At 59.8% G+C, this 23,513-nt stretch carries 19 protein-coding genes; 9 read left to right on the forward strand and 10 right to left on the reverse strand.

Going from position 1 to position 23,513, the window contains the following annotated elements; translation table 11 throughout:
* Positions 1-107: 107 nt before the first annotated feature.
* Both AU074_RS03875 and AU074_RS03880 read right to left on the reverse strand, forming a co-directional pair.
* Positions 108-1,268 carry a PQQ-dependent sugar dehydrogenase gene (locus AU074_RS03875; RefSeq protein WP_076013573.1) on the reverse strand — a complete coding sequence of 387 codons (1,161 nt, stop codon included), beginning with the start codon at positions 1,266-1,268 and terminating at the stop codon, positions 108-110.
* A gap of 30 nt (positions 1,269-1,298) precedes the next feature.
* Positions 1,299-1,619 (reverse strand): hypothetical protein, encoded by a 321-nt coding sequence (locus AU074_RS03880; RefSeq protein WP_076013574.1) that lies wholly within the window; start codon positions 1,617-1,619, stop codon positions 1,299-1,301.
* A gap of 198 nt (positions 1,620-1,817) precedes the next feature.
* On the opposite strand from AU074_RS03880, the gene AU074_RS03885 reads away from it, so the two are divergent.
* Both AU074_RS03885 and ligD read left to right on the forward strand, forming a co-directional pair.
* Complete coding sequence (locus tag AU074_RS03885) at positions 1,818-2,654, forward strand: Ku protein (RefSeq protein ID WP_076013575.1); 837 nt, start codon at positions 1,818-1,820, stop codon at positions 2,652-2,654.
* 11 nt (positions 2,655-2,665) lie between these two features.
* A complete protein-coding gene (gene ligD, locus AU074_RS03890) occupies positions 2,666-5,179 on the forward strand; it encodes a DNA ligase D (protein ID WP_076013576.1) in 2,514 nt (837 codons plus the stop codon).
* An 18-nt stretch (positions 5,180-5,197) separates the two neighbouring features.
* On the opposite strand, the gene lpxO is transcribed toward ligD, so the two are convergent.
* Complete coding sequence (gene lpxO, locus AU074_RS03895; protein ID WP_076013577.1) at positions 5,198-6,097, reverse strand: lipid A hydroxylase LpxO; 900 nt, start codon at positions 6,095-6,097, stop codon at positions 5,198-5,200.
* Positions 6,098-6,360: 263 nt separating this feature from the next.
* Positions 6,361-7,704: a Wzz/FepE/Etk N-terminal domain-containing protein gene (locus AU074_RS03900; RefSeq protein WP_076013578.1), complete on the reverse strand. Its 1,344-nt coding sequence runs from the start codon at positions 7,702-7,704 to the stop codon at positions 6,361-6,363.
* 399 nt (positions 7,705-8,103) lie between these two features.
* Here AU074_RS03900 and AU074_RS03905 point away from each other — a divergent pair, with 399 nt between their 5' ends.
* A complete protein-coding gene (locus AU074_RS03905; RefSeq protein WP_076013579.1) occupies positions 8,104-8,490 on the forward strand; it encodes a TIGR03067 domain-containing protein in 387 nt (128 codons plus the stop codon).
* Between the two features lie 138 nt (positions 8,491-8,628).
* Here AU074_RS03905 and AU074_RS03910 read toward each other — a convergent pair whose 3' ends face one another.
* Entirely contained in the window at positions 8,629-9,441 is an 813-nt protein-coding gene (locus tag AU074_RS03910; RefSeq protein WP_076013580.1) for a bifunctional 2-polyprenyl-6-hydroxyphenol methylase/3-demethylubiquinol 3-O-methyltransferase UbiG, read from the reverse strand.
* A 302-nt stretch (positions 9,442-9,743) separates the two neighbouring features.
* On the opposite strand from AU074_RS03910, the gene AU074_RS03915 reads away from it, so the two are divergent.
* The 3 genes from AU074_RS03915 (at position 9,744) to AU074_RS03930 (ending at position 15,833) form a co-directional block, all read left to right on the forward strand.
* On the forward strand, positions 9,744-10,982 hold the full coding sequence (locus AU074_RS03915) for an MFS transporter (protein ID WP_076013581.1): 1,239 nt from the start codon (positions 9,744-9,746) through the stop codon (positions 10,980-10,982).
* 162 nt (positions 10,983-11,144) lie between these two features.
* A complete protein-coding gene (locus AU074_RS03920) occupies positions 11,145-12,734 on the forward strand; it encodes an ABC-F family ATPase (protein WP_076013582.1) in 1,590 nt (529 codons plus the stop codon).
* A 1,914-nt stretch (positions 12,735-14,648) separates the two neighbouring features.
* A complete protein-coding gene (locus AU074_RS03930) occupies positions 14,649-15,833 on the forward strand; it encodes an MFS transporter (RefSeq protein WP_076013583.1) in 1,185 nt (394 codons plus the stop codon).
* Here the strand turns inward: AU074_RS03930 and AU074_RS03935 are convergent.
* The 3 genes from AU074_RS03935 to AU074_RS03945 all read right to left on the reverse strand — a co-directional run bounded on the left by AU074_RS03935 (position 15,827) and on the right by AU074_RS03945 (position 18,762).
* On the reverse strand, positions 15,827-16,864 hold the full coding sequence (locus AU074_RS03935) for a dienelactone hydrolase (RefSeq protein ID WP_076013584.1): 1,038 nt from the start codon (positions 16,862-16,864) through the stop codon (positions 15,827-15,829). The two genes, AU074_RS03930 and AU074_RS03935, sit on opposite strands and share 7 nt — an antisense overlap.
* A gap of 227 nt (positions 16,865-17,091) precedes the next feature.
* On the reverse strand, positions 17,092-17,703 hold the full coding sequence (locus tag AU074_RS03940) for an FMN-dependent NADH-azoreductase (protein WP_076013585.1): 612 nt from the start codon (positions 17,701-17,703) through the stop codon (positions 17,092-17,094).
* 120 nt (positions 17,704-17,823) lie between these two features.
* Positions 17,824-18,762, reverse strand: a complete 939-nt coding sequence (locus tag AU074_RS03945) for an AraC family transcriptional regulator (RefSeq protein WP_076013586.1) — start codon at positions 18,760-18,762, stop codon at positions 17,824-17,826.
* Positions 18,763-18,998: 236 nt separating this feature from the next.
* Here AU074_RS03945 and AU074_RS03950 point away from each other — a divergent pair, with 236 nt between their 5' ends.
* Both AU074_RS03950 and AU074_RS03955 read left to right on the forward strand, forming a co-directional pair.
* Positions 18,999-19,907, forward strand: coding sequence for a LysR substrate-binding domain-containing protein (locus AU074_RS03950; protein WP_076013587.1), 909 nt, complete (start codon positions 18,999-19,001; stop codon positions 19,905-19,907).
* On the forward strand, positions 19,904-20,266 hold the full coding sequence (locus AU074_RS03955) for an MmcQ/YjbR family DNA-binding protein (RefSeq protein WP_076013588.1): 363 nt from the start codon (positions 19,904-19,906) through the stop codon (positions 20,264-20,266). Before AU074_RS03950 ends, AU074_RS03955 begins: the two co-directional genes overlap by 4 nt.
* Here AU074_RS03955 and AU074_RS03960 read toward each other — a convergent pair.
* The gene (locus AU074_RS03960; protein WP_076013589.1) at positions 20,249-20,632 is read right to left on the reverse strand and encodes a DUF1294 domain-containing protein; all 384 of its coding nucleotides are present in this window, start codon (positions 20,630-20,632) and stop codon (positions 20,249-20,251) included. The two genes, AU074_RS03955 and AU074_RS03960, sit on opposite strands and share 18 nt — an antisense overlap.
* Entirely contained in the window at positions 20,629-21,459 is an 831-nt protein-coding gene (locus AU074_RS03965) for an undecaprenyl-diphosphate phosphatase (protein WP_076013590.1), read from the reverse strand. Before AU074_RS03965 ends, AU074_RS03960 begins: the two co-directional genes overlap by 4 nt.
* A 229-nt stretch (positions 21,460-21,688) precedes the next feature.
* Between AU074_RS03965 and AU074_RS03970 the strand changes: the two genes are divergently transcribed.
* Entirely contained in the window at positions 21,689-23,323 is a 1,635-nt protein-coding gene (locus AU074_RS03970) for a methyl-accepting chemotaxis protein (RefSeq protein WP_076013591.1), read from the forward strand.
* The last annotated feature ends 190 nt before the right edge of the window (positions 23,324-23,513 follow it).

Here is a 23,513-nt window from a genome sequence, read left to right on the forward strand (position 1 = left end):
GAGCGAGCTTGCTCGCGAGGGACGTTAACGATAACGCGGGAAGCCTGGCACCCCGCGTCGTCCTCAGGTTTTTCGCGAGCAAGCTCGCTCCTACAGTTGAACGGTTGTCAGTCCTGGTTCAGGCCTACCCGGTACAACACGCCGTTATCTTCATCCGTCAGCACATACAGGTAGCCATCCGGTCCCTGACGCACATCGCGGATCCGCGCTTTCAAACCGCCCAGCAGCCGCTCTTCGTGGATGACCTTGTCACCGTCGAACTGCAATCGAATCAACTCCTGGCTCACCAGTGCGCCAATAAACACGTTGTGCTGCCAAGCCTTGAAGCGGTCGGCATCGTAGAACGCCATGCCGGTCACGCCTGGTGATTTCTCCCATACGTGATGCGGTGCAACGGTGCCTTCGGCGGTCTTGCCCTTGGCCTCGGGAATCGGCGTCAGGGAATAGTTGATGCCGTGGGTCGCCAGCGGCCAGCCGTAGTTTTTCCCACGCTCGATGATGTTGATCTCATCCCCACCACGCGGGCCGTGCTCGTTTTCCCAGAGAGTGCCGCTCCACGGGTTAAGCGCCGCGCCCTGAGGATTACGCTGGCCGTAGGACCAGATTTCCGGCCTCACACCTTCCTGGCCGACGAAGGGGTTGTCTTCGGGTATACGACCATCCGGGAAGATCCGCACGACTTTGCCTTGCAGCTTGTCGAGGTCCTGGGCGGTGGGTCGGTCGTTGTTTTCCCCCAGGGTCACGAACAGGTAACCATCGCGGTCAAACACCAGCCGTGAGCCGAAGTGGTTGCCCGTGGACAGCTTGGGCTCCTGGCGCAGGATCACCTTGAAGTCCTGCAGGCCACTCAGGTCATCGCTCAAGCGTCCGCGCCCGACGGCGGTGCCGGCAGTGCCGTTCTTGCCCCCGCCTTCGGCGTAGGACAGGTACACCAGGCGGTCCTCCTTGAAGTCGGGTGACAGGACCACGTCCAGCAAACCGCCCTGCCCTTTTGCAAACACTTCAGGCACGCCCGTCAGGGGCGCGGACAGTTTGCCGTCCGGGCTGACAAACCGCAGGTTGCCGGGACGCTCGGTGACCAGGAAGCCTTTTTTGTCCGGCAGGAAGGCCACGGCCCAGGGATGATCCAGGCCCTTGGCAATCGGGGTGACGGTGATACTCCCCTGCTCGCTGGGGAACTGTTGGGTGTCGGCCGCCGAAACGGGCAGCGTCAGGGGCAGCAAGGCAGCGGCGCAGAAGGTCGCCAGGAGGGTTTTGCGTAGAAACATACGGTGGGTGTCCTTGTCGTTTTTACACACTCAATCGCCGCGATTGCCATTGGCGTCGCGAGTGGGAGCTTTGGGCTGGATGGCCGGCGGGGTCTGTCGGCTGTCGCGGCGCTGGACGCTATTGCCGATGCCGCCGTTTTGCAGGGTTGGTGGCCGCTGCGCCGGTGGAATGTAGGTACCCCGCGCAGCTGGCGCGTTGGGCTGGGTACCCTGCATGCTGTTGGGGTTGGCCTGGTGAATCGGGCCGTTGTAGGGGTTGTTGCTGCTGCCAGGCAGGTTTTGTGCCTGTGCCAACGAACTCAAGGCCAGGCCCATCGCCAATACCGCAAGGTGACGCAAACGGGTGTTCATGACAAAGCCTCTCTGGGCGCGAGTAATACGTGCTTTCGATAACACGCTACGCCTTGGGTTCGGCTTTGGTAACTAAATAGTTTCTCATCAGGTGTAACACGATCTGTCTGAAACCCCGGTGCCAGCCGGCTGGCCAGGGAAACTTTTGCCGAAACCGGCGTGTCACCTGAAGACCTCTACATCTTCAGGAAAACCGACATGCCACGGGCTATCTGGAAAGGCGCAATCAGTTTTGGCTTGGTACACATCCCTGTATCGCTGGTATCGGCCACGTCCTCCCAGGGCGTCGACTTCGACTGGCTGGACAAGCGCAGCATGGACCCGGTGGGTTACAAGCGCATCAACAAGGCCACCGGCAAGGAAGTCACCAAGGACAATATCGTCAAGGGCGTGGCCTATGAGAAAGGCCGCTACGTGATCCTCAGCGAAGACGAAATCCGCTCGGCCCACCCCAAGTCCACCCAGACCATTGAAATCATCGCGTTTGTGGCCAGCGACCAGATCCCGTTGCAGAACATCGACACGCCCTACTTCCTGGCGCCCGACAAGCGCGGCGGCAAGGTCTATGCGCTGCTGCGGGAAACCCTGAAAAAAACCCGCAAGGTCGCCCTGGCCAACGTGGTGCTGCACACCAAGCAGCACCTGGCGGCGCTGATGCCGCTGGAGTCGGCACTGGTGCTGGTGATGCTGCGCTGGCCCGCAGAAGTTCGCGGGCTGGATGAGCTTGAGCTGGGCAGCGACGTGACCAAGCCCACCCTGGCCAAGGGCGAGCTCGACATGGCCAAGCGCTTGGTGGAAGACATGAGCGCCGACTGGAAGCCCGAAGAATATCGCGACAGCTTCCAGGAAAAGATCATGGCGCTGGTGGCGAAGAAGGCCAAGGCCGGCAAGATCGAAGACGTGGAATCCAGCGAGGGTGAAGAGGAGCGCAAATCAGCCGATGTGATCGACCTGACGGAACTGCTCAAGCGCAGCCTGGCAGGCAAGAGCCCGGCGAAGAAACCTGCCGCGAAAAAAACCCGTAAGGCTTCATGAGGTAGACCGCCATGGCCAAGCCCCTGAGTGAATACAACGCCAAGCGCGACTTCGATGTAACCGCCGAACCTGCAGGCAGTGCGCCTCGCGGCAGGAGCCGGGCCCAGGCCTTGACCTTCGTGATTCAAAAGCACGATGCGCGCAACCTGCATTACGACTTTCGCCTGGAGCTGGATGGCGTGCTCAAAAGCTGGGCGGTGCCCAAGGGCCCGAGCCTGGACCCGAGCCAGAAGCGCCTCGCAGTGCATGTGGAAGACCACCCATTGGGCTACGGCAGTTTCGAGGGCAGCATTCCCGCTGGCCAATACGGCGCGGGTGACGTGATCGTCTGGGATCGCGGCGTGTGGCAGCCCCACGACGACCCGCGCAAAGCCTACGCGGCCGGCAAGCTGAAATTCACCCTGATCGGCGAAAAGCTCGCTGGCGACTGGACGCTGGTGCGCACGCGGCTCAAGGGCAGCGGCGACAAGGAGCAGTGGCTATTGATCAAGGAAAACGATCAGCAGGCGCGCCCGGCGGCAGATTACGACGTGGTCCAGGCCGAGCCGAAAAGCGTGCTGAGTGATGCAACGGTGGGACGCCCGAAAAAAACCGCCGCACCGAAAAAAACCACGCGCAAATCCTCAACCGCCCTGCCCGATCAGTTCACCCCACAATTGGCGACGCTGGTGGACCGCGCACCGGACGGCGACTGGGTGTACGAGATCAAATTCGACGGTTACCGCATCCTCACGCGTATTCGTGACGGTGAAGTGCGGCTGTTCACCCGCAATGGCCATGACTGGACCGACCGGCTACCGCGCCAGGCCAAGGCCCTGGAGGCGCTTAAACTCAAAGACAGTTGGCTCGATGGCGAGGTGGTCAGCCTGAACGCTGATGGGTTGCCGGACTTCCAGGCGTTGCAGAACGCCTTTGATATCGGCCGCAGCCTCGACATCGTCTACTACCTGTTTGATGCGCCGTTTCTGGATGGTCGCGACCAACGGGAAACGGCTGTTGAAGCACGCCGCGCCGCGCTGAAGAAAGTACTGCCTCGTAGCAAGAGCAAGCTGCTGCGCTTCTCCGAGTCGTTTGCCGCCAACCAGCGGGACATCTTCGAAAGCGCCTGTGATCTGGCGCTGGAGGGCGTGATCGGTAAACGTGCGGGCAGCCTGTACGTCTCCAAGCGCAGCCCGGACTGGATCAAGCTCAAGTGCCGGCTGCGCCAGGAATTCGTGATCGTCGGTTTCACCCGTCCGCAAGGTTCACGCAGCGGTTTTGGTGCGCTGTTGCTGGCGGTCAATGACGACACCGGGCTGGTGTATGCCGGGCGCGTGGGCACCGGCTTTGATCAGGCCGCATTAAAGAAGATCAGTGAGCAGTTGAAAGCCTTGGAGCGCGATGCGTCGCCGCTGGCCAAACCGCTGACCAGCGCCCAGGCACGTGGCGTGCATTGGGTCGAACCTCAATTAGTGGGCGAAGTGCAATTCGCCGAATGGACCCGCGAAGGCGTGGTGCGCCAGTCGGCCTTTGTCGGATTGCGCACCGATAAGCCGGTGGAGCAGATTGTTCATGAACAGCCGCGAGCAGCCAAGTCGCTGAAGGAAAAGCCGCTGAAGGAAAAACCGCGCAAAAAAACAACGGAGGCCGGTGCTGTGGCCGGGGTCAAGATCACCCATCCCGACCGAGTCATCGACACCCAAAGTGGTACACAGAAACTGCAACTGGCGCAGTTCTACGAGGGCATCAGCGAATGGATCCTGCCCTTCCTGCGTAACCGTCCTGTGTCTTTGCTAAGAGCACCGGAAGGCATTGCCGGTGAACAGTTTTTCCAGAAGCACTCCGAGCACCTGGCGATCCCGAATATCAAGCAACTGGACCAGACCCTGGATCCAGGCCATGCGCGGCTGATGGAAATCGACAGCCCGGCCGCGCTGATCGGCGCGGTGCAAATGGGCACCGTCGAGTTGCACACTTGGGGCGCCACCGCAGACAAGATCGAAACCCCGGACCTGTTTGTGCTCGACCTTGACCCGGACCCGGCCCTGCCCTGGAAAAGCATGCTCGAAGCAGCGCAACTGACCCTGTCGGTGCTGGATGAGTTGGGGCTGGAAGCGTTCGTCAAGACCAGCGGTGGCAAAGGCCTGCACTTGGTGGTGCCGCTGGCGCGCCGGGACGACTGGGAAACGGTAAAAGCCTTCGCCAAGGCGATTGCCCAGTTCATGACGCAGCAGTTGCCGGAGCGTTTTACCGCGACCTCAGGCCCGAAAAATCGCATCGGCAAAATCTTTATCGATTACCTGCGTAACGCCCGTGGCGCCAGCACAGTGGCGGCCTACTCGGTGCGCGCACGCCCTGGCCTGCCGGTCTCGGTACCCGTGAGTCGTGATGAGTTGAAGGGTTTGCACGGTGCCCAGCAATGGACCGTCGCCAACTTGCACGAGCGTTTGCAGGGTTTGAAGAAGGACCCGTGGGCGGGCTATGCCAATCGGCAGAAGATCAGCAAGAAGATGTGGGACAAGCTGGGCGCGCATCCGCCAGGCTGATGCGCGCTCCAGCCAGGTTCAGATCAGGATGAAGATCAACGCCAAACCGGCGAAGATCGCCCACTTCTCCAGGTAGTAACGGGTGCGATTGCGCTTTTTCAGCTCTTTGCCCCGCAGGCGAATCTTGTACAGACGGGTAAAGGCACGGTTCAAGCCACCGGTCTTGTCCCCGGCATCGTTGGGCGAGCCGGCCGCAGCCATTACGTTGCGGCTGAACCAACGGTTGAACGCAGCCGCCCAGCGGTACTTCATCGGGCGTTCGATATCGCAGAACAGAATGATCCGGTTCTGCTCCGTGGTGTTTTCGGCGTAGTGGATGAATGTCTCGTCAAACATCACCGGCTCGCCGTCGCGCCAATAGTAGTTTTCACCGTCCACGTTGATGTAGCAGCCCGGGGAGTTCGGCGTGTCCAGCCCCAGGTGGTAGCGGTAGGAACCGGCGTACGGGTCACGGTGGCGTACCAGCTTGGAGCCCGGTGGCAATTCGGCAAACATCGCCGCCTTGATCGAGCCAATGCTTTGCACCAGCTCAGTGGTTCGCGGGCACAGCTTCATCGCGGACGGATGGCTGTCGCCGTACCACTTCAAGTAAAAGCGCTTCCAGCCCGACTTGAAAAACGAGTTAAAGCCCACGTCGTTGTATTGGTCAGAGCGCTTGATCTCGCCTGCGCGCAGCAGGTTCTGGCCTTCCAGGCGAATTTCTTCCCAGTGTTCCTGAAGCGGGCTCAGGTCTGGAAAGTCGCTGGGGGACAGGTACGGTCGGCTGGGCAGTTTGGAGAAGAGGTACAGAAAGCAGTTCACCGGAGCCAGGAAGGTCGAGTGATCGCTGAGCTGGCGGCCCAACTTGTGACGCACCCGGCCACGCAGGTGAACGTACGCAATGGAGGCAACGTAGAGAGCAACAATGATGAGTTTCAAGGTATTCGTCACAAGTCAGAAGAGAACAGGCTGCTCCTGCGTGCCCACGACGGCCGAGGATTGAAGATGCAGCACCTGAAATCACAATTCACAAATAGGCAACACGACGGTCTGGGCGACAATCCCGTCATGGCCATTAGCAGCTATTTTAGCCACACTTTGTAACCAAAGGTTAATCAAGAATTGTGAAAAGGTGTCCACTGAGTGTGCTGCGAAGGGGCGGGAGCGGGCTTGCCAGGCGGCAAGCCCGAGGGCTGTCGGGGTTAAACTTGCGGTTCGTCATCCTTGCGTGGGCGCAGGGAAAGCCGTTGTTCATCCAACTGCGAATAAGGCACAGACTCGCGCCGCGCCAAGACAAAATGGCGGCCCAGCGCAATCAGCACACCCAGCACCACTCCTCCAACCAGACTCAGCGCAATAACCAAGCCTTTTTTAGGCTTGATCGGGCTCAGCGGCTCCTGGGCACGGCGGTCAATGGTGACCAGTTTCAGGCCACTCATGTCGATGTTAAGGCTCTTCAGTCGCGCGACTTCAGCTCGCAACGGTTCAACATCCTGCAAGAAGATGTCTTCATTCCCACGCTTTTTCAGCACTTCCACTTCACGGTTGACCTGCAGCATCTGCAATTCTTTGCCAATCTCTGCAATGCGGCTGTTGGTGAAGTCGTCGTTGGTACGCGCCTGCAGGGCCGTACGCTCTGCCTCTAGCGCTTCGGTACCAAGGAAGTACAGCGGGATTTTCTGGTTATTGACCTCGGTGCGCATGACTTGATTCGAGCCGCTGCGCGATGCATCCGCCATAGAGGAAGGCGTCGTCGGCGTCTTGATGCCCATCGACTTGGCGATGGAAATGGCCTCGGCCAGCTCCGCCAACCGATCCGTTCGCTCCATTTTCATTTGCAGGCGCAGGGCACCCAGCTCGTCTTCCAATTGGGCCCGCTTCAGCCTGTCGGCCTCAAGCAGCTTGGCAATCTTCGATTCCTTATCGGTTTCGTAGTTGGAACGAGCCGCGTCAATCTTGCCCTTGAGTTCGTTCTGGCGGTTATTGACGATCACTTTCAGGTCCGCGCCGACCTGGGCACGTTCCATATCAATGGCGTAGTCCACAAAGCCGTTAAGAATGGCAACGCCATCGATGTCTTTCGGGTACTGCAACTCGAGCCGGATATAGCTGCTTAGGGAGTCGGCTTTTTTCGGGTCAGGCAGGATCAGGTTGATGGAGTTTCGGTTGAACTCCTCAAAACTCTGTTCAAGGCTTTGTCCGGATTTCTGAAACGCCTTGAACAAATCTTCATGGGACTTGAAGAATCCGAGGCGAGCTTCGTAGGAATCGAGTTGCGCCCCTACTTTGTTCAGGGCATCGGCCGGAGGCAGCTTATAGACTTCGGAACGGTTCAGTGCATCGAGTTCGTTGATGGCGGCAGGACGCAGCACGCTGCTGACCTGATACTCTCGTGGCGCCAGAAATGCATAGCCTACCCCCAGGACACCCGCCAGAAGCGTGCATCCCAACACCAACTTTTTTTGCCGCCAGATACCGTTAAACAGTTCAAACAGATCAATTTCGTCCGATGCCGGATGAGCTTGGAACCGAGGAGTTTTATTCAAAACTGGAGCACCTTAAAAAGTCGACGTCAACGGCCGCACATATTCATGAAAGACTGAATAACCACTTGAAACCAGGGACAACGCCCTGTGCGCAAGAAACACACGATCTATCGATGGTTATCGGACCACTGAGAACCCAGAAAAGTCCCACACACATGAAGGTTGTTTCCATTCAGATACCTGGATGTCATTGCCGATGCGCTGAGCGTAGACGAACTTGTAAAGAACCGTGTCTGAAACAGCGCATAAAATAGCGCTAAACACCCGGCATTATTAGGAAAATTCGTACGCAGTCATGTGAAACAAGACATTTCTCACAAAATCGATTCAGTTAATCCGTCAGGCCTCGGAAATCCGCCGCATTGTCTGGTCATTTTTTAATCAAAAAAAGGAATTTGTATGACATCTGTTTCAAAGGACGACTTTCAGGCGCTTCAGGGAGCCTGGGAACAAACGGCGCTAGAAGACAGCGGCGTGCTCAACCCTGCCGATGAGCACAGCGCTCCAGGCGCTATTACGACGATCGCGGGTGATCAATTCCAGGTGGTGACCGTCGACGGTGAGGTGTTACTGGCAGGCAGCTTTACGCTCGATGCCAGCACGGCACCCAAAAGCATTACCTGGGTTGATTCAATGGGTGAAGATGCTGGCAAGCAATTGCTTGCGAGTTACCAGCTGGAAGGTGATCACTTCATGTTCATCGCAGCAGATGAAGGCATGCCCCGCCCTACCCGTTTCAGTACTGGCCCGGGACAAACCATGCGGACCTTTGTGCGCAGAAGCTGAAGAGGCTGAACGTCCGTTCTTGCGACATGGTTTTCACATGGCCTTCACTTATCGGCCTATAGGGTGAAGGCTACCTACTCCAGTGAACACCTTGGCCCGCCGTCCTCGCGGGCTTTTTTTTGCCTGTTCGGCAGCCAGTCAGGCCGGACGCTTGATGGCGGTGAGGGTGTAGCACATCGGCAATTGCGCAGGCTGGTTTTCGTACTGGTCGTAGAGCTCCTCGCGATTGGAGTGCGCGAACTCCTGCAGATGGCTGATCTGCAACCCGGCAGCGATGGCCCCGTTGACGATTTCTCCCAGGGTGTGCACGAACCAGTAAGAAGCAGCCGCAACGCCTTCCGTCTCACCTTCGTAGACGATGGCCTCCTGCTGCACAAAAGGCTCGCGCTGAAAGTACGAGCTGACGGGCAACATTGGGTTGGGCGCCGTCGGGTCGAATACTTCCAGGAACGGATGGGTCTCGTAAATCACCAGGCTGCCGCCTGGCTTCAGGGTGCTGGCGACGTGGGCCATGAACAGCGCGATGTCCGGCATCCAGTTCAGCACGCCGATGGTAATCAAGGCGAGATCAAAGCGTTGGGCCAATCCACGGGGCAAATGGTGAATGTCGGCCTCGATGAATTCCGCCTTGTACGGGGACGCGTCGGCCAACTCACGAGCTTGCTGCAGAAAGGCCTCGGACTGATCGATCCCCACCACCGTGCGCGCGCCCAACCCGAACAGCGACAGGCTTTCGCGGCCATTGTTGCAGCCCAGTTGCACCACATCCTTGCCCTCGACACCGACCTTGCGCAGCAATGCGGTCAACGTCGGGTCCAAACGCGAAAAGCCGGGCTTGGCGACATCCTCAAGCAAGGCCTTCCAGTTGGCGGTGTTTTTATGCAGCCTGGCGGATTCGTTCCAAGCGTCCTTGTTGCTGGATATAGCCTCTTGGGCTGACAGCATGTCCATTGCGTCTCCAAAACGTTCTAGTCATTGCGACAAAAGAAGTCCGCCCTACACCAAAAGCCTCGCCATCCTTGAACCGGTAAAGAGCCTTCACTGTAGGGCGAACGTGCGGAAAATAAGCCAGGCTTATGGGATGTTCAACTGTTAACAATAAAAATCCCTGAAAAAACCTCCTCCGGCGCTATTTTTCGATACACATGGCTCCACTTTGTAAATGTTTGTGCTTGTACGACGCTTGCGTCAGAAACTATCAACACGTGCCATGGGTCATTATCGCTACCGACCTCTCGCTTGAAGACCGTGCCATGGCCACTCGCTCTGACCTGCGCAACACCCTGTCCCTGGACGGCCTGAACTTCTTCCTGGCGGATGTCCGTGACGGGCTGGGACCTTACCTGGCGATTTATCTGCTGGCCGTGCACCACTGGGACTCCGCCAGTATTGGCGTGGTTATGACCGTCGCCGGCATCGCGGCACTGCTCACTCAGACGCCCGCCGGAGCGCTGATTGACCGCACCCGCAGCAAGCGGGCCGTGATCGCGGTCGCCGCCCTGTTGGTGACCGCCAGTTGCCTGCTCCTGCCTTTTGTCAGCTCCTTCAGCCTGGTGGCGCTGACCCAGGCGGCCAGTGCTGCGGCGGCCTCGGTGTTCGCGCCGGCCATCTCGGCGATTTCCCTTGGCATCACCGGCCCGCGCGCCTTTACCCGCCGCACCGGCCGCAACGAAACCTTTAACCATGCCGGTAACGCGGTTGCAGCCCTGCTCGCCGGTGGGTTCGCCTATCTGTTTGGCCCCGTGGCGGTGTTTTACCTGATGGCGGTCATGGCGGTGGCCAGCGTAATTGCGGTCAGTTGCGTGTCAGCCGAAGCAATCGATCACGAAGTCGCGCGGGGTTTCGACCCTGCCCACGGTGCCGAACACGAACAGCCGTCGGGGATGACCGTGCTTCTGGCGAACAAGCCATTAATGCTGTTCGCGATCTGCTGCGCACTGTTTCACTTGGCCAATGCAGCCATGTTGCCGCTGGTCAGCCAGAAGCTGTCGCAGATCAACCTGCAAATGGCCACGCCACTGACCTCGGCCTGCATTGTCGCGGCGCAACTGGTGATGGTGCCGGTGGCCTGGCTGGTGGGCGTAAAAGCCGACGTGTGGGGGCGCAAACCGCTGTTGCTCGCGGGGTTCATGATCCTGCCGCTGCGGGGCGTGCTGTATACGCTGTCCAGTGATCCTTATTGGCTGGTGGCGGTACAGATGCTCGACGGCGTCGGCGCCGGGGTGTTCGGCGCGCTGTTTCCGGTGATTGTCAAAGACCTCACCCAAGGCACCGGGCGCTTCAATGTCAGCCTGGGGGCGCTGTCCACGGTATTCGGACTGGGCGCAGCACTGAGCAGCAGCCTGGCGGGTTTTGTCGTGCAGTGGGCGGGTTACAACGCCGCGTTCCTGACACTGGCGTGTGTGGCTGCCGTCGCGTTGGGGCTGGTGTGGGTGGCGATGCCCGAGACTCAGGCGAATCCATCCGTGCAGCGCCATACAACTCCCGCCTGACATATGCGACAATGCGCGCCAAATTCCAACATGCACCCATTTTTCTGCTCAGCGACTGGGCCTCAAGCCTTGATGTCGCTGCCGACGTATGCCCGTTGGCCCGGGCCACAAAATGGGCCCGGCTCAAATTAGCGCACTCCAAGCTATTGATAGGTAAAGTAATTGATCTCCACAGCTAACATCACCATGCAGTTCGGCGCCAAGCCGCTATTTGAGAACGTTTCGGTCAAGTTCGGCGCAGGCAACCGTTATGGCCTGATCGGTGCCAACGGTTGCGGCAAGTCGACCTTCATGAAAATCCTCGGTGGTGACCTCGACCCGTCCGGCGGCCAGGTCATGCTGGAGCCGAACGTGCGCCTGGGTAAACTGCGCCAGGACCAGTTCGCCTACGAAGAATTCACCGTACTCGACACCGTGATCATGGGTCACGAAGAGCTGTGGAAGGTCAAGGCCGAGCGCGACCGCATCTACTCGCTGCCGGAAATGACCGAAGACGACGGCATGGCCGTTGCCGAGCTGGAAACCGACTTCGCCGAGATGGACGGCTACACCGCCGAATCCCGCGCCGGCGAATTGCTGCTGGGCCTGGGTATCGGCATCGAGCAGCACAATGGCCCGATGAGCGAAGTGTCGCCAGGCTGGAAACTGCGCGTATTGCTGGCCCAGGCGCTGTTTTCCGATCCGGAAGTGTTGCTGCTCGACGAGCCAACCAACCACCTGGACATCAACACCATCCGCTGGCTGGAAAACATCCTGACCCAACGTTCGAGCCTGATGATCATCATCTCTCACGACCGTCACTTCCTGAACAGCGTCTGCACCCACATGGCGGACCTGGACTACGGCGAGCTGCGCCTGTTCCCGGGCAACTACGACGAATACATGACCGTGGCGACCCAGTCCCGCGAGCAGTTGCTGTCGGACAACGCCAAGAAGAAGGCCCAGATCTCCGAGCTGCAATCCTTCGTCAGCCGCTTCTCGGCCAACGCCTCGAAAGCCAAGCAGGCCACTTCCCGCGCCAAGGCGATCGACAAGATCCAACTGGCCGAAGTCAAGCCATCGAGCCGCGTCAGCCCGTTCATCCGCTTTGACCAGACCAAGAAGCTGCACCGCCAGGCGGTCATCGTTGATCGCATGGCCAAAGGCTTTGACGGCAAGACGCTGTTCAAGGACTTCAGCTTCCAGGTTGAAGCCGGCGAGCGCGTGGCGATCATCGGCCCGAACGGTATCGGCAAGACCACCCTGCTGCGCACCCTGGTCAACGAACTGTCCCCGGACGCCGGTACCGTCAAATGGACCGAAGCCGCCGAACTGGGCTACTACGCCCAGGACCACGCTTCGGACTTCGAAGACGAGTCCAACCTGTTCGACTGGATGGGCCGCTGGACCAAGGAAGGCGAACAAGTGGTTCGTGGCACCCTGGGCCGCATGCTGTTCTCCAACGATGAGATCCTGAAGTCGGTGAAGGTGATTTCCGGTGGTGAGCAAGGCCGTATGTTGTTCGGCAAGCTGATCCTGCAAAAGCCGAACGTGCTGATCATGGACGAACCGACCAACCACTTGGACATGGAATCCATCGAGGCGCTGAACCTGGCGCTCGAGAACTATCCGGGCACGCTGATTTTCGTCAGCCATGACCGTGAGTTTGTGTCGTCCCTGGCCACTCGCATTATCGAGCTGAGCCCGAGTGGTGTGATCGACTTCAGCGGTACTTATGATGATTACCTGCGTAGTCAGGGTGTGGTTTTCTAAGCACTGCTAGTTGTTTGAAATGCAAAAAGCCCCGTCCCATGTGATGGGGCTTTTTTTTGGGGTTGGGGTTGGGGTTGGGGTTGGGGACATATCCGTTGCTTCGGTAACGGCTGCTTAGGGTTCCGCTCTTACAGCGGCTCACTTTTGAACAGCGCAAAAGTAAGCAAAACGCTCTTGCCCCACCACTCGGTGCCTCGCCCAGGCTCGGCATGCCCGCACTCCGGCTCGGCTCCGCGGGCCGCCGCGACGGCCCGTCCCTGGCCCGTCGCGGCTAAACCGGCGTCCTGCCGGTTTACCCGCTCCACCGTGCCTACTTGCGGCCATCGTGGTTTAACGGGGCGCCTAAGATCAAAATCAAAAGCCAGATCAACAGCACGGCGGCCTGAAAGCCGACCTGAGTGGTAGAAGCAAGAGCAAGGGCCACAAACAGTCGATTCGCGCTGCGATCACACACACAACTCCCAGACTTCCCCCGCCCCCCTGTGGGAGCCGTCGAGCCCCAGCGAGGCCGCGATAGCGGTGTGTCAGGCAAACTCTTTATCGACTGTGCCGCCGCCTTCGCAGCCTCGCCAGGGCTCGACAGCTCCCACATTCGATTTGCGCAACCCAAGTACTTGCGACCGAACACACAACCCCCAGACTTCCCCCGGCCCCTGTGGGAGCCGTCGAGCCCCAGCGAGGCCGCGATAGCGGTGTGTCAGACAACCTCTTTATCGACCATGCCGCCGCCTTCGCAGCCACGCTAAAGCTCGACAGCTCCCACATTTGATTCGCACAACCCGAGTGCTTGCGACCGAACACACAATCACCAAACTTCCACCGCCCCCTGTGGGAGCCGTCGAGCCCCAGCGAGGCCGCGATGGCGGTGTGTCAGGCAACCTATTTATCGACTATGCCACCGCCTTCGCAGCCTCGCTAAAGCTCGACAGCTCCCACATTCGATTTGCGCAACCCGAGTGCTTGCGACCGAACACACAATCACCAAACTTCCACCGCCCCCTGTGGGAGCCGTCGAGCCCCAGCGAGGCCGCGATGGCGGTGTGTCAGGCAACCTCTTTATCAACTGTTCCGCCGCCTTCGCAGCCTCGCCAGGGCTCGACAGCTCCCACATTCGATTTGCGCAACCCAAGTACTTGCGACTGAACACACAACTCCCAGTCTTCCCCCAAACCCTGTGGGAGCCGTCGAGCCCCAGCGAGGCCGCGATGGCGGCGTATCAGGCAACCTCTTTATCAACCATGCCGCCGCCTTCGCAGCCTCGCTAAAGCTCGACAGCTCCCACATTTGCCCGTGCCCGCTCTGATCTTGCTGTTGCTGTTGCTGTTGCTTCACCACACTCAAGCCGGCCTGTAGGCCGCTGTGCCCTTGATCTGCTGTTGATCTTGATCTTAGGCGCCCCGTTAAACCACGCTGGCCGAACGCAGGCTTTGGAGCGTGGGTAACCCGGCAGGACGCCGGGTTAGCCGCGCTGGGCCAAGGATGGCCCATCGCGGCGGCCCACGGTCCAAAGCCGGAGTGAGGGCACACCGAGCATTAGCGAGGTGCCGAGTGGTGGGGCAAGAGCCCTTTTGGTTACTTTTGGGGCTCTTTTCCAAAAGTGACCCGCTGTAAGAGCCAGCCCTTTCAAGGTCTTTGGAAAAAGCCTCAAAACATGATCATTTTTTGACCAAAAGAGATGCTAACTGAACCAAATTCAACTCGTTTTTTTCTTAATTTCAGCCCGGAATAGGCGTAGGACGCGATTTAGGCAAAGACCTTGAAAGGGCTGGCTGTAAGAGCGGAACCCCTATCAGCCATCACAAAAACAACGGATATACACCCCCACCTCAAACACACCAAATATAGTTAGCCTGCTTCCTTTTACCCCAAGCCCTTGCCATGATGCGCTCACCGCCCGCCCGCGAACGAGTTCACATGCCTGCCACACAGCCCGCCGCGCCCAGCTCCTTGTCGATCACCCTGCAGATCGTCTCCATCGTGTTCTACACCTTTATCGCGTTTATCTGTATCGGCCTGCCGATTGCGGTGATCCCCGGCTACGTCCACGGCGAACTGGGCTTCAGCGCAGTAATCGCCGGGATAACCATCGGCTCGCAATACCTGGCCACGCTGCTCAGCCGCCCGATGGCCGGACGCATGTCTGACAACGTAGGCACCAAGCGCGCCATCGTGCTGGGCTTGAGCGGAATCCTGCTGAGCGGCGTGCTGACATTTATCGCCACGCTGATGCAAAGCCTGCCCCTGCTGAGCCTCGGCATATTGATTGTCAGCCGCCTGTTGCTGGGGGTGGCTCAGGGCCTGATCGGCGTCGGCACCATCAGTTGGTGCATGGGCGCAGTCGGCGCCGAACACACAGCACGCTCGATCTCGTGGAACGGCATCGCCTCCTACGGCGCAATCGCAATCGGCGCGCCGCTGGGCGTGGTGATGGTTGCCGACTACGGCTACACCAGCCTTGGCATCGCCCTCACGGTACTTTCCGCCATGGGCCTGTTGCTGATCCGCAACAAGCCTTCAGTGCCCGTGGTGCGCGGCGAGCGTCTGCCGTTCTGGGCGGTGTTCGGACGTATCGCGCCGTTTGGCACCAGCCTGTGTCTCGCATCGATTGGCTACGGCACCCTCACCACCTTCGTCACCCTCTACTACCTGAGCCTCGGCTGGACCGGCGCCGCCTGGTGCCTGACGGTATTTGGCGTGTGCTTTATCCTGTCGCGCCTGGTGTTCATCTCCGCCATCAACCGCTTCGGCGGCTTCACGGCAGCGATTGCCTGCATGACCATCGAAACCCTCGGGCTCACGCTGCTCTGGCTGGCACCGTCCCCCGGCGTGGCCTTGATCGGCGCAGGGCTGACCGGCTTTGGCTTGTCGCTGGTCTACCCGGCGCTGGGCGTGGAGGCGATCAAGCAGGTGCCCAACAGCAGCCGGGGCGCCGGGTTGAGTGCGTATGCGGTGTTTTTTGACCTGGCGCTGGCGATTGCTGGCCCGGTGATGGGCGCCGTGGCGTTGAACCTGGGCTATTCGTGGATCTTCTTTTGCGCCGCCCTGCTCTCGGTCACCGGCCTGGGCCTGACGTTGATGCTCAAGCGTCGCGCTTACTGATCTGCCGTCTGCAAACCCGCCCGGGTGGATTGCCCGAGGGTGTGATTGAAAAACCGCCCGGCCTCGGAAATCAGGTCGCGGTGGATGCTTTCACGGTCAACCCCGTCGGCATCAGTGCACATGGCGGGCATCGCGGCCAACTGGCTCTCGTCGCAGGGCGCCATGAACACAAAGTGCCCTGCCCCGGCCAACAGTTTGAAGTTCGGCGGCTCCGGCAGTTTGCGCGCCAGGGCCTCGGCGTTCTTGTCCACGGCCACCAGCTTGTCGCCGTCGCCGCTGTAGAGCAGCACCGGCACATGCACGTCGGCGAGGGTGTGACGGCCAAACATCAGGCTCAACGGCGCCATCAACATCAGCGCGTGGATGCGCGGGTCGGCCTGGGGCTGCAAATCGTCACGGTCGACGATCAGTTCGCCCTTGGTGGTGCAGGCGTCGCGATCTTCGGGGCGTTGTTGGCAGTAGCGGCGCAGGCGGTCCAGGTCCGGCTTGGCGCCGGCGAGGATCAACGCGGTTTCGCCACCGGCCGAATAACCGATGACACCCACCTGATCGACGTTGACGAACGGCGACAGCATCGGGTCGCCGAGGGTGGCGGTGATGGCTTCGGAAATCTGGATCGGGCGCCCATACAGGTTGCTCAAGGTGCCCAGGCGGCTGTGATCCTTGTAGTTGTCGCCGGGGTGCAGCACCGCCACCACGACAAACCCCTTGCGTGCCAGGGAGGTGGCAAGGTCGTGCAGGGCCAGGGGTGTGCCGGTATTGCCGTGGGACAGCATCAACATCGGAAAGCGGCCGATGGCGATTTTCGAGTCTTCAGTGGCCGCGATGTGATAAGTGCCCACTTGGGTAACGTGTTCCTGGTCGGTGGACGGATAGAACGCAACGGCCTTCATCGGCTGCAAATCCAGCGGATCAAGAAAAGTCATGCGATGGAAGCCCACACTCCAATGAGGGTGCGGTGCGGGCGCGGCTTGCACTGAAATCAGGCCGCCGAGCAGAGAAAGAACCAGGATTGCACAAAGACGCATCATGGGGATGTCCACCTTTGCTGCGTAAGCCCGCGTAGCTGTTGAAATATCCATGGTTCAGGCGCTCGGACGGGCAGGGTTTACCCATGCGTGCATAACCTGGGCCAAAGTAGTGACAGCGGGTAAACGAAAAAACTCCGTACTCCGATCGCTTTTCAGGCGAGCAGAATACAGAGTTTAGGCGCCTCGAATCAGATTGATATCGAGGAACAGCAAAATTTACACAAGTCTTACGCTGCGGCGAACAACTGGTCGCTGATCAATACATGGGCGTCGCTGAGCGCCTTGGTACGGGCCTCGTCACCGTAAGCCAAGCCGTGGGCACGGACGAACTCGATGTCGGTGATCCCGAGGAAACCCAACAGCACGGTCAAGTAGTCTTCGTGGGCTGCGCCAGTCGGCTGACCTACATGCAAGCCGCCGGAGGTGGAGACAATGATGACTTTCTTGCCGCCACACAGGCCTTCCGGGCCGGCTTCGGTGTAACGGAACGTCTGGCCGGCGACGGCAATGCGGTCGATCCAGGCTTTCAGTTGGGTCGGGATGGTGAAGTTGTACATCGGCGCAGCCAGCACTACGGCGTCTGCTGCCAGGAATTCGGCCAGGGTGGAAGCGCTCAGGTCGGCTTCGTGCTTTTGCACGGCATCGCGCAATTCGGCGGCAGTGCCCAGGGCGCCCAGGGTGACACCGGAGAAGTGACTGATGGCGTCAGCGGCCAAGTCACGATAAACCACTTCGACACCCGGCTCTGCTGCCTGCCAGGCTTTGACTACACCTGCGCTCAACTGACGGGAAACCGAGTTGTCGCCGAGGATGCTGGAATCGATATGCAATAGTTTCATGGTTCATCTCCAAGTAAGTATCGCCAAGGGCGACTGAATGGAAATAAGCCTACAGATGAAACCAATCGGCGATTAGTCGGGCAAAATGCGATTGTTCGTCCCACTTACAGGACAGTGCTTTTAGTGGGATGACACATAGATGGACGCAGTGGTCGGCGCCGGCAGCGCATAGGTGCGCTTCATCCAGTCAATTTCTTCATGGGGCGTGCGACCAAAGAATCGCTTGAACTCACGACTGAACTGCGAGGCGCTCTCGTACCCGACCTTGGCACAGGCAGTGGCGGCAGTGATGTCGCTTCTAAGCATCAGCAATCGCGCCTGGTGCAAGCGCGTCGACTTCAGGTACTGCATGGGCGAAGTGTCAGTCACCGTACGAAAGTGCGCGTGAAAACTCGGCACACTCATCATCGCTTCCTTGGCCAGCTCCTCCACGTCCAGGCGCTGAGCATAACAAGCGTGAATCTTGCGAATCGCCCGGGCCACCTTGCCAAACTGGCCCTGGCGATTCAGCGCCGCGCGCATCGAACCGCCCTGCTCCCCGGTGATGATGCGGTAGTAGATTTCCCGCATAAGGGTCGGCCCAAGCACCTGCGCCTCCACCGGCACGCTCATCACTTGCAGAAAGCGCAGCAACGACTCACTGAGCTTGTCGTCCATTGGCGAGGAGTACATGCCCTTTGGCCTGGCTTCGGGCTGCGGCGCCAACGCGTCAAGCTCCAGCATCAGTTCGGCGGCCAGGTTGAAATCCAGGCGCAAATACACGGCGAGCATCGGCTCTGCTTCACTGGCCTCGGTTTCCATGGTGAACGGCACCGGCACCGACACCACCAGGTAGTGCTGGGCGTCGTAGACATAAATGTCTTCACCCAGGTAACCGCGCTTGCGGCCCTGGCACACGATCACAATACCCGGGTCGTAAAGCACCGGAATTCGCGTCAGCGGCCGGTTGGAACGCAGGAAACGCACGTCATCCAGCGGCGTCAGGTTGTAACCCTCAACGGGCGCCAACTGTCCCATCAGCTCGATGATTCGGCGGGTACGCGGATGTTCAAGGCTCATTGGAATGCACTGGACGGGAAAACCAAAAGGTAACCCGCCGGTACCTTACTGGCCAGCCCTGCTTCCCCCTGTAGGAGCGAGCTTGCTCGCGAAAAACGTCAACGATAACGCGGGTATCCTGAATGCACGCGGTATCCGCGGTTTTTTCGCGAGCAAGCTCGCTCCTACATTTTAGGGTGGATTTGCCTGCGCGGGACGCGGATAGTTCGTCCCACAGACAGGACAATAGGCCAACCATGCAAGATCTGAATGACCTCTACTATTTCGCCAAAGTAGTGGAAGCCGGCGGTTTCGCCGCCGCCGGCCGGCTGCTGGGGATTCCCAAGTCGCGGCTGTCGCGGCGCATTGCCGAACTGGAAGAGCGCCTCGGCGCCCGCTTGCTACAACGCACCACCCGCCAACTGACCCTGACTGCCGTGGGTGAACGCTACCTGCGCCACTGCCAGGCAATGTTGCTGGAGGCGGAAATGGCCGATGAGGCGGTGGCCAGCATGTCCAGCGAGCCCCGTGGCCGGCTGCGCGTCAGCAGCCCGGTGGGCCTGGCTCACCAATTCCTGCAGACCGTGGTGGCGGAGTTTCTCACCGCCAACCCACTGGTGCAGTTGGAGATGAGCCTGGTCAATCGCCGCGTCGACCTGGTGGCCGAAGGCATCGATGTGGCCTTGCGCGTGCGGGAACTGGGGGATGAAGACCCGTTGCTGGTGACCAAACGCCTGCGCCAAGCCCAGACGGCGATTGTCGCCAGCCCCGGCTTTGTGCGTGAGCGGCAGATCAACAGCCTGGACGACCTCAAACAATTGCCGGTGCTGGGCGCCCTGGAAGCAGACCGCATGGTGCACTTCCGCATGCTCAGCCCGGAAGGCAACAGCCACGACCTAGTCATGGAAGCCCGGCTGGGCATCGATGATTTCCTGGTACGCAAGGCCTGCGCCCTCGCCGGCCTGGGGTTCACCGTGCTGCCGATGATGTATTGCGAGGAGGAATTGGCCAGCGGCCAGTTGGTGCAGTTGCTGCCCGAATGGTCATTGCCCGGCGGCTGGTTGCAGGCGGTTTACCCACATCGACGTGGCGTATTACCGGCTGTGCGCGCCTGGATCGACCACCTGGATAACGCCTTCAAAGGGTGTGGAGACCGTTTGCTATGAGACTGACCGAAGAACAAGTCGCCACGTTTTGCCTGGGCTTGCCCGGTGCGCGGGAAGATTACAAATGGGGCGGCGTGCGGGTGTTTTCGATTGCCGGCAACAAGATGTTTGCCTTGCAGAACCTGCGGGGTGACTCGCTGGCGTTCAAGGTCGACAAGGAGCTGTTCCTGGGCCACGTAGACCGCCCGGGCATCCATCCGGCGCCGTACCTGGCGCGGGCGCAGTGGATCATCATGGAAACGCCCTACCCGCTGGGCGCTGAAGAACTGCGTGGCCTGTTGCAGCGTTCCCACCAATTGGTGGTGAGCAAGCTGCCCAAGCGCACGCAGGTCGGCTTGTTGCTAGAAAATCGAGAGTAGCGTGCCGCCGAGGAACAACCGGTCAATCCAGAACACCTGGTGCAGCAACACGATCAACCAGAACACCACCTGATAAGACACCTTGCGCGTCTTGTGGCGGAACACCTGCTGGGCAATCAACGCCCCCGGCCAACCGCCTGCCAGCTCCACCGCGTGCAGGACGTTTTCCGGGGTGCGCCAACTGTTTTCACGGGCCTTGCGCTTGTCGCTCCAGTACAGCAGGAACGCCACCACACTGACCCCGCCATAGGCCACCAGCGGGATCAGCGAAACCCCGCGATACCCCAGCAACGCCGAACCAAACAGCGGCGCGGCGCACAACAGCACCAACACCAGCGCCTTCAAGCGCGGATGCTGGATGTTCATGGCTTGACGGCTGACCAGTCGATCCAGCCGAACTGCCAAGTGGCCAGAATTACCAGGCCGAAGGCGATCCGGTACCAGGCAAACGCCGCGTAGCTGTGGCTGGCGATGAACTTGAGCAGCGCCTTGACCGCGATCATCGCGAAGATGAACGAGGTGACGAACCCGATGGCAAACACCGGCAGGTCATCGGGCTGGAACAGGTGGCGGTACTTGTAGCCCGAATACACCGCAGCGCCGACCATAGTCGGCATCGCCAGGAAGAACGAGAACTCGGTGGCCGTCTTGCGCGACAGGCCGAACAACAGGCCGCCAATGATGGTGGCACCGGAGCGCGAGGTACCCGGGATCATCGCCAGGCACTGGGCGAAGCCGACTTTGATGGCGTCCTTCCAGGTGATGTCGTCGACGGTTTCGGCGTGCACTTCATGTTGGCGACGCTCGGCCCACAACATGATGATGCCGCCCACTACCAATGCCGCCGCAACGGTGATCGGGTTGAACAGGTAGTGCTTGATCAGGTCGGCGAAAATCACCCCCAACACCACCGCCGGCAATACGGCGATGATCAGGTTGATGGTAAAACGCTGGGCATTGCGTTGGGTCGGCAAGCCGATCACCACATCCAGGATCTTGCGTCGAAACTCCCACACCACCGCCAGGATCGCGCCGAGCTGGATGATGATGTTGAACGCTTCAAAGCGCTCGCCACCGAAGTTGATCAGGTCGGCGACGATAATCTGGTGCCCGGTACTGGAGATCGGCAAAAACTCCGTCAGCCCTTCTACAACGCCGAGTATCAGTGCCTGTACGGCGGTCCAAAGATCCATCGATTCCCCCAAAGGTCATGCCCACGGCATGCCTCGTTCATATTTTTTAGACGTTCACTAACGAAGAATGCGCTGCAAGCACAGCGCAAATAATCAAGGCCGAACTGCGAAAATTCCGTGAAAAATCAGGCAGGACTCAGGTTTTTTGATTCTGGGCCGAAAGCCTATCAGACAAGCCGGAAATGTCGAAGCAGCGCCCAAAATTATAAGAACACGGAGTGCCAGGACCATGAACAGTTTGCGCAGTATGTCCATCAGCCGGCGTCTCTGGCTGATCCTGATCGTCGCCGTGCTGATGCTGCTAACCCTCGGCCTGCTTATGCTCAAGCAGATTCATGGTGACCTTTACCAGGCCAAGAGTGAGCAGACTCAGCGTGTGGTGCAAACCGCCAGCGGGATCCTGACTTATTATCACAGCCTCGAAACCAGCGGTGTCCTGACCCGTGAGGCGGCGCAGAAGCAAGCCCTGAGCGCAGTGCGCGGGCTGCGGTATGGGAAGGATGATTACTTCTGGATCAACGACCTCACGCCCGTGATGATCATGCATGCGGCCAACCCCAAGCTCGACGGCCAGAACCTGTCGGCGATCCGCGACCCGGACGGCTTTGCGGTGTTCAACGAGTTCGTGATCCTGGCCAAGGCCAAGGGCGCCGGGATGGTGAATTACCGCTGGCCCAAACCCGGGGCCGATGCGCCGGTGGCCAAGACCTCCTATATACAGCTGTTCGAACCCTGGGGCTGGATCATCGGCTCCGGCGTGTATGTCGATGACGTGCAAGGCGAGTTCCGGGGCCAGGTGTGGAAAGCCTCAATGGTCGGCCTGGTGATTGCCGTGATTATGGCCCTGCTGGTGGTGTTGATTGCCCGCAGCATCGTGCGCCCATTGCAGCAAGCAGTGAACGCCATGGCCAATATCGCCAGTGGCGAAAGCGACCTGACCCGCACCCTCGACACCCACGGTCAGGACGAGGTCACTCAACTGTCCCGGCACTTCAACAGCTTTACCGCCAAGTTGCGGCAGGTGGTCGGCCAGTTGCAGACCTGCGCCAATGCGTTGGGCCAGTCATCCACTGAACTGGGCAGCAACGCCAGTGACGCCCATGACCGCAGCCAGCAGCAATCACAGCAGATGGAATTGGTCGCAACCGCGATCAACGAAGTCACCTATGGCGTACAGGACGTGGCCAAGAATGCCGAGCACGCTGCCAGTGAAATGCGCGATGCCCAGGTACAGGCCGAACAGGGCCAGCTCAATATCGACGGCAGCCTGCAACGGATCGACCAGCTCTCCAGCACCATCAGCCAGGCGGTGGAGGTGATTCGTACGCTGTCGACTGAAAGCACGCAGATTGGCGGGGTACTGGAAGTGATCCGCTCCATCGCCGACCAGACCAACCTGCTGGCCCTCAACGCCGCCATCGAAGCAGCCCGCGCCGGGGAGCAAGGCCGTGGTTTCGCGGTGGTGGCCGACGAAGTACGGCTGCTGGCCCAGCGCACGCAAAAATCCACGGCTGAAATCCAGGCGATGATCGAGCGCCTGCAAGGCCATTCGGAAGCGGCGGTCAAGGTCATCAGCGACAGCCACCAGGCGTCGCAACTGACCATCGAACAAGCGGGCCAGGCCGGCGCGAGCCTCACCGCCATCGGCCAGGCTTTGCGTAATCTCAATGGTTTGAACGCTTCGATTGCCAGCGCCACGTTGCAGCAGGCGCATGTGGTGGAAGACATCAACCAGAACGTCACCCAGGCAGCTGGCTTGTCCCACAGCACGGCACTGGCGGCGCAGCAGTCCAGCGTCGCGAGTGCACACTTGAAAGGCCTGAGCGAACAACTCGACGGACTGCTCCGCCAGTTCAAGGTCTAACCCGGATCTCTGCTGAAGGTGGCTTCTGTGGCGAGGGGGCTTGTCCCCCGTTGCGCTGCGAAGCGGCGCCAAACCCTGCCACTCGGTTTTCCTGAAAAAACGCGTTTACCTTATTAGGGCTGCTGCGCAGCCCAACGGGGGACAAGCTCCCTCGCCACAGGTGAGCTCTACCCCCGCGCCCACCACTCTG

Origin of the sequence: Pseudomonas sp. ATCC PTA-122608, assembly GCF_001952855.1 — a bacterium.
Classification (GTDB): Bacteria; Pseudomonadota; Gammaproteobacteria; order Pseudomonadales; family Pseudomonadaceae; genus Aquipseudomonas.

Coding starts and splice junctions, on each gene's coding strand:
- AU074_RS03875 (WP_076013573.1), bottom strand. CDS start 1,268: ATGTTTCTACGCAAAACCCTCCTGGCGACCTTCTGCGCCGCTGCCTTG.
- AU074_RS03880 (WP_076013574.1), bottom strand. CDS start 1,619: ATGAACACCCGTTTGCGTCACCTTGCGGTATTGGCGATGGGCCTGGCC.
- AU074_RS03885 (WP_076013575.1), top strand. CDS start 1,818: ATGCCACGGGCTATCTGGAAAGGCGCAATCAGTTTTGGCTTGGTACAC.
- ligD (WP_076013576.1), top strand. CDS start 2,666: ATGGCCAAGCCCCTGAGTGAATACAACGCCAAGCGCGACTTCGATGTA.
- AU074_RS03905 (WP_076013579.1), top strand. CDS start 8,104: ATGACATCTGTTTCAAAGGACGACTTTCAGGCGCTTCAGGGAGCCTGG.
- AU074_RS03910 (WP_076013580.1), bottom strand. CDS start 9,441: ATGGACATGCTGTCAGCCCAAGAGGCTATATCCAGCAACAAGGACGCT.
- AU074_RS03915 (WP_076013581.1), top strand. CDS start 9,744: ATGGCCACTCGCTCTGACCTGCGCAACACCCTGTCCCTGGACGGCCTG.
- AU074_RS03930 (WP_076013583.1), top strand. CDS start 14,649: ATGCCTGCCACACAGCCCGCCGCGCCCAGCTCCTTGTCGATCACCCTG.
- AU074_RS03935 (WP_076013584.1), bottom strand. CDS start 16,864: ATGATGCGTCTTTGTGCAATCCTGGTTCTTTCTCTGCTCGGCGGCCTG.
- AU074_RS03940 (WP_076013585.1), bottom strand. CDS start 17,703: ATGAAACTATTGCATATCGATTCCAGCATCCTCGGCGACAACTCGGTT.
- AU074_RS03945 (WP_076013586.1), bottom strand. CDS start 18,762: ATGAGCCTTGAACATCCGCGTACCCGCCGAATCATCGAGCTGATGGGA.
- AU074_RS03950 (WP_076013587.1), top strand. CDS start 18,999: ATGCAAGATCTGAATGACCTCTACTATTTCGCCAAAGTAGTGGAAGCC.
- AU074_RS03955 (WP_076013588.1), top strand. CDS start 19,904: ATGAGACTGACCGAAGAACAAGTCGCCACGTTTTGCCTGGGCTTGCCC.
- AU074_RS03960 (WP_076013589.1), bottom strand. CDS start 20,632: ATGAACATCCAGCATCCGCGCTTGAAGGCGCTGGTGTTGGTGCTGTTG.
- AU074_RS03965 (WP_076013590.1), bottom strand. CDS start 21,459: ATGGATCTTTGGACCGCCGTACAGGCACTGATACTCGGCGTTGTAGAA.
- AU074_RS03970 (WP_076013591.1), top strand. CDS start 21,689: ATGAACAGTTTGCGCAGTATGTCCATCAGCCGGCGTCTCTGGCTGATC.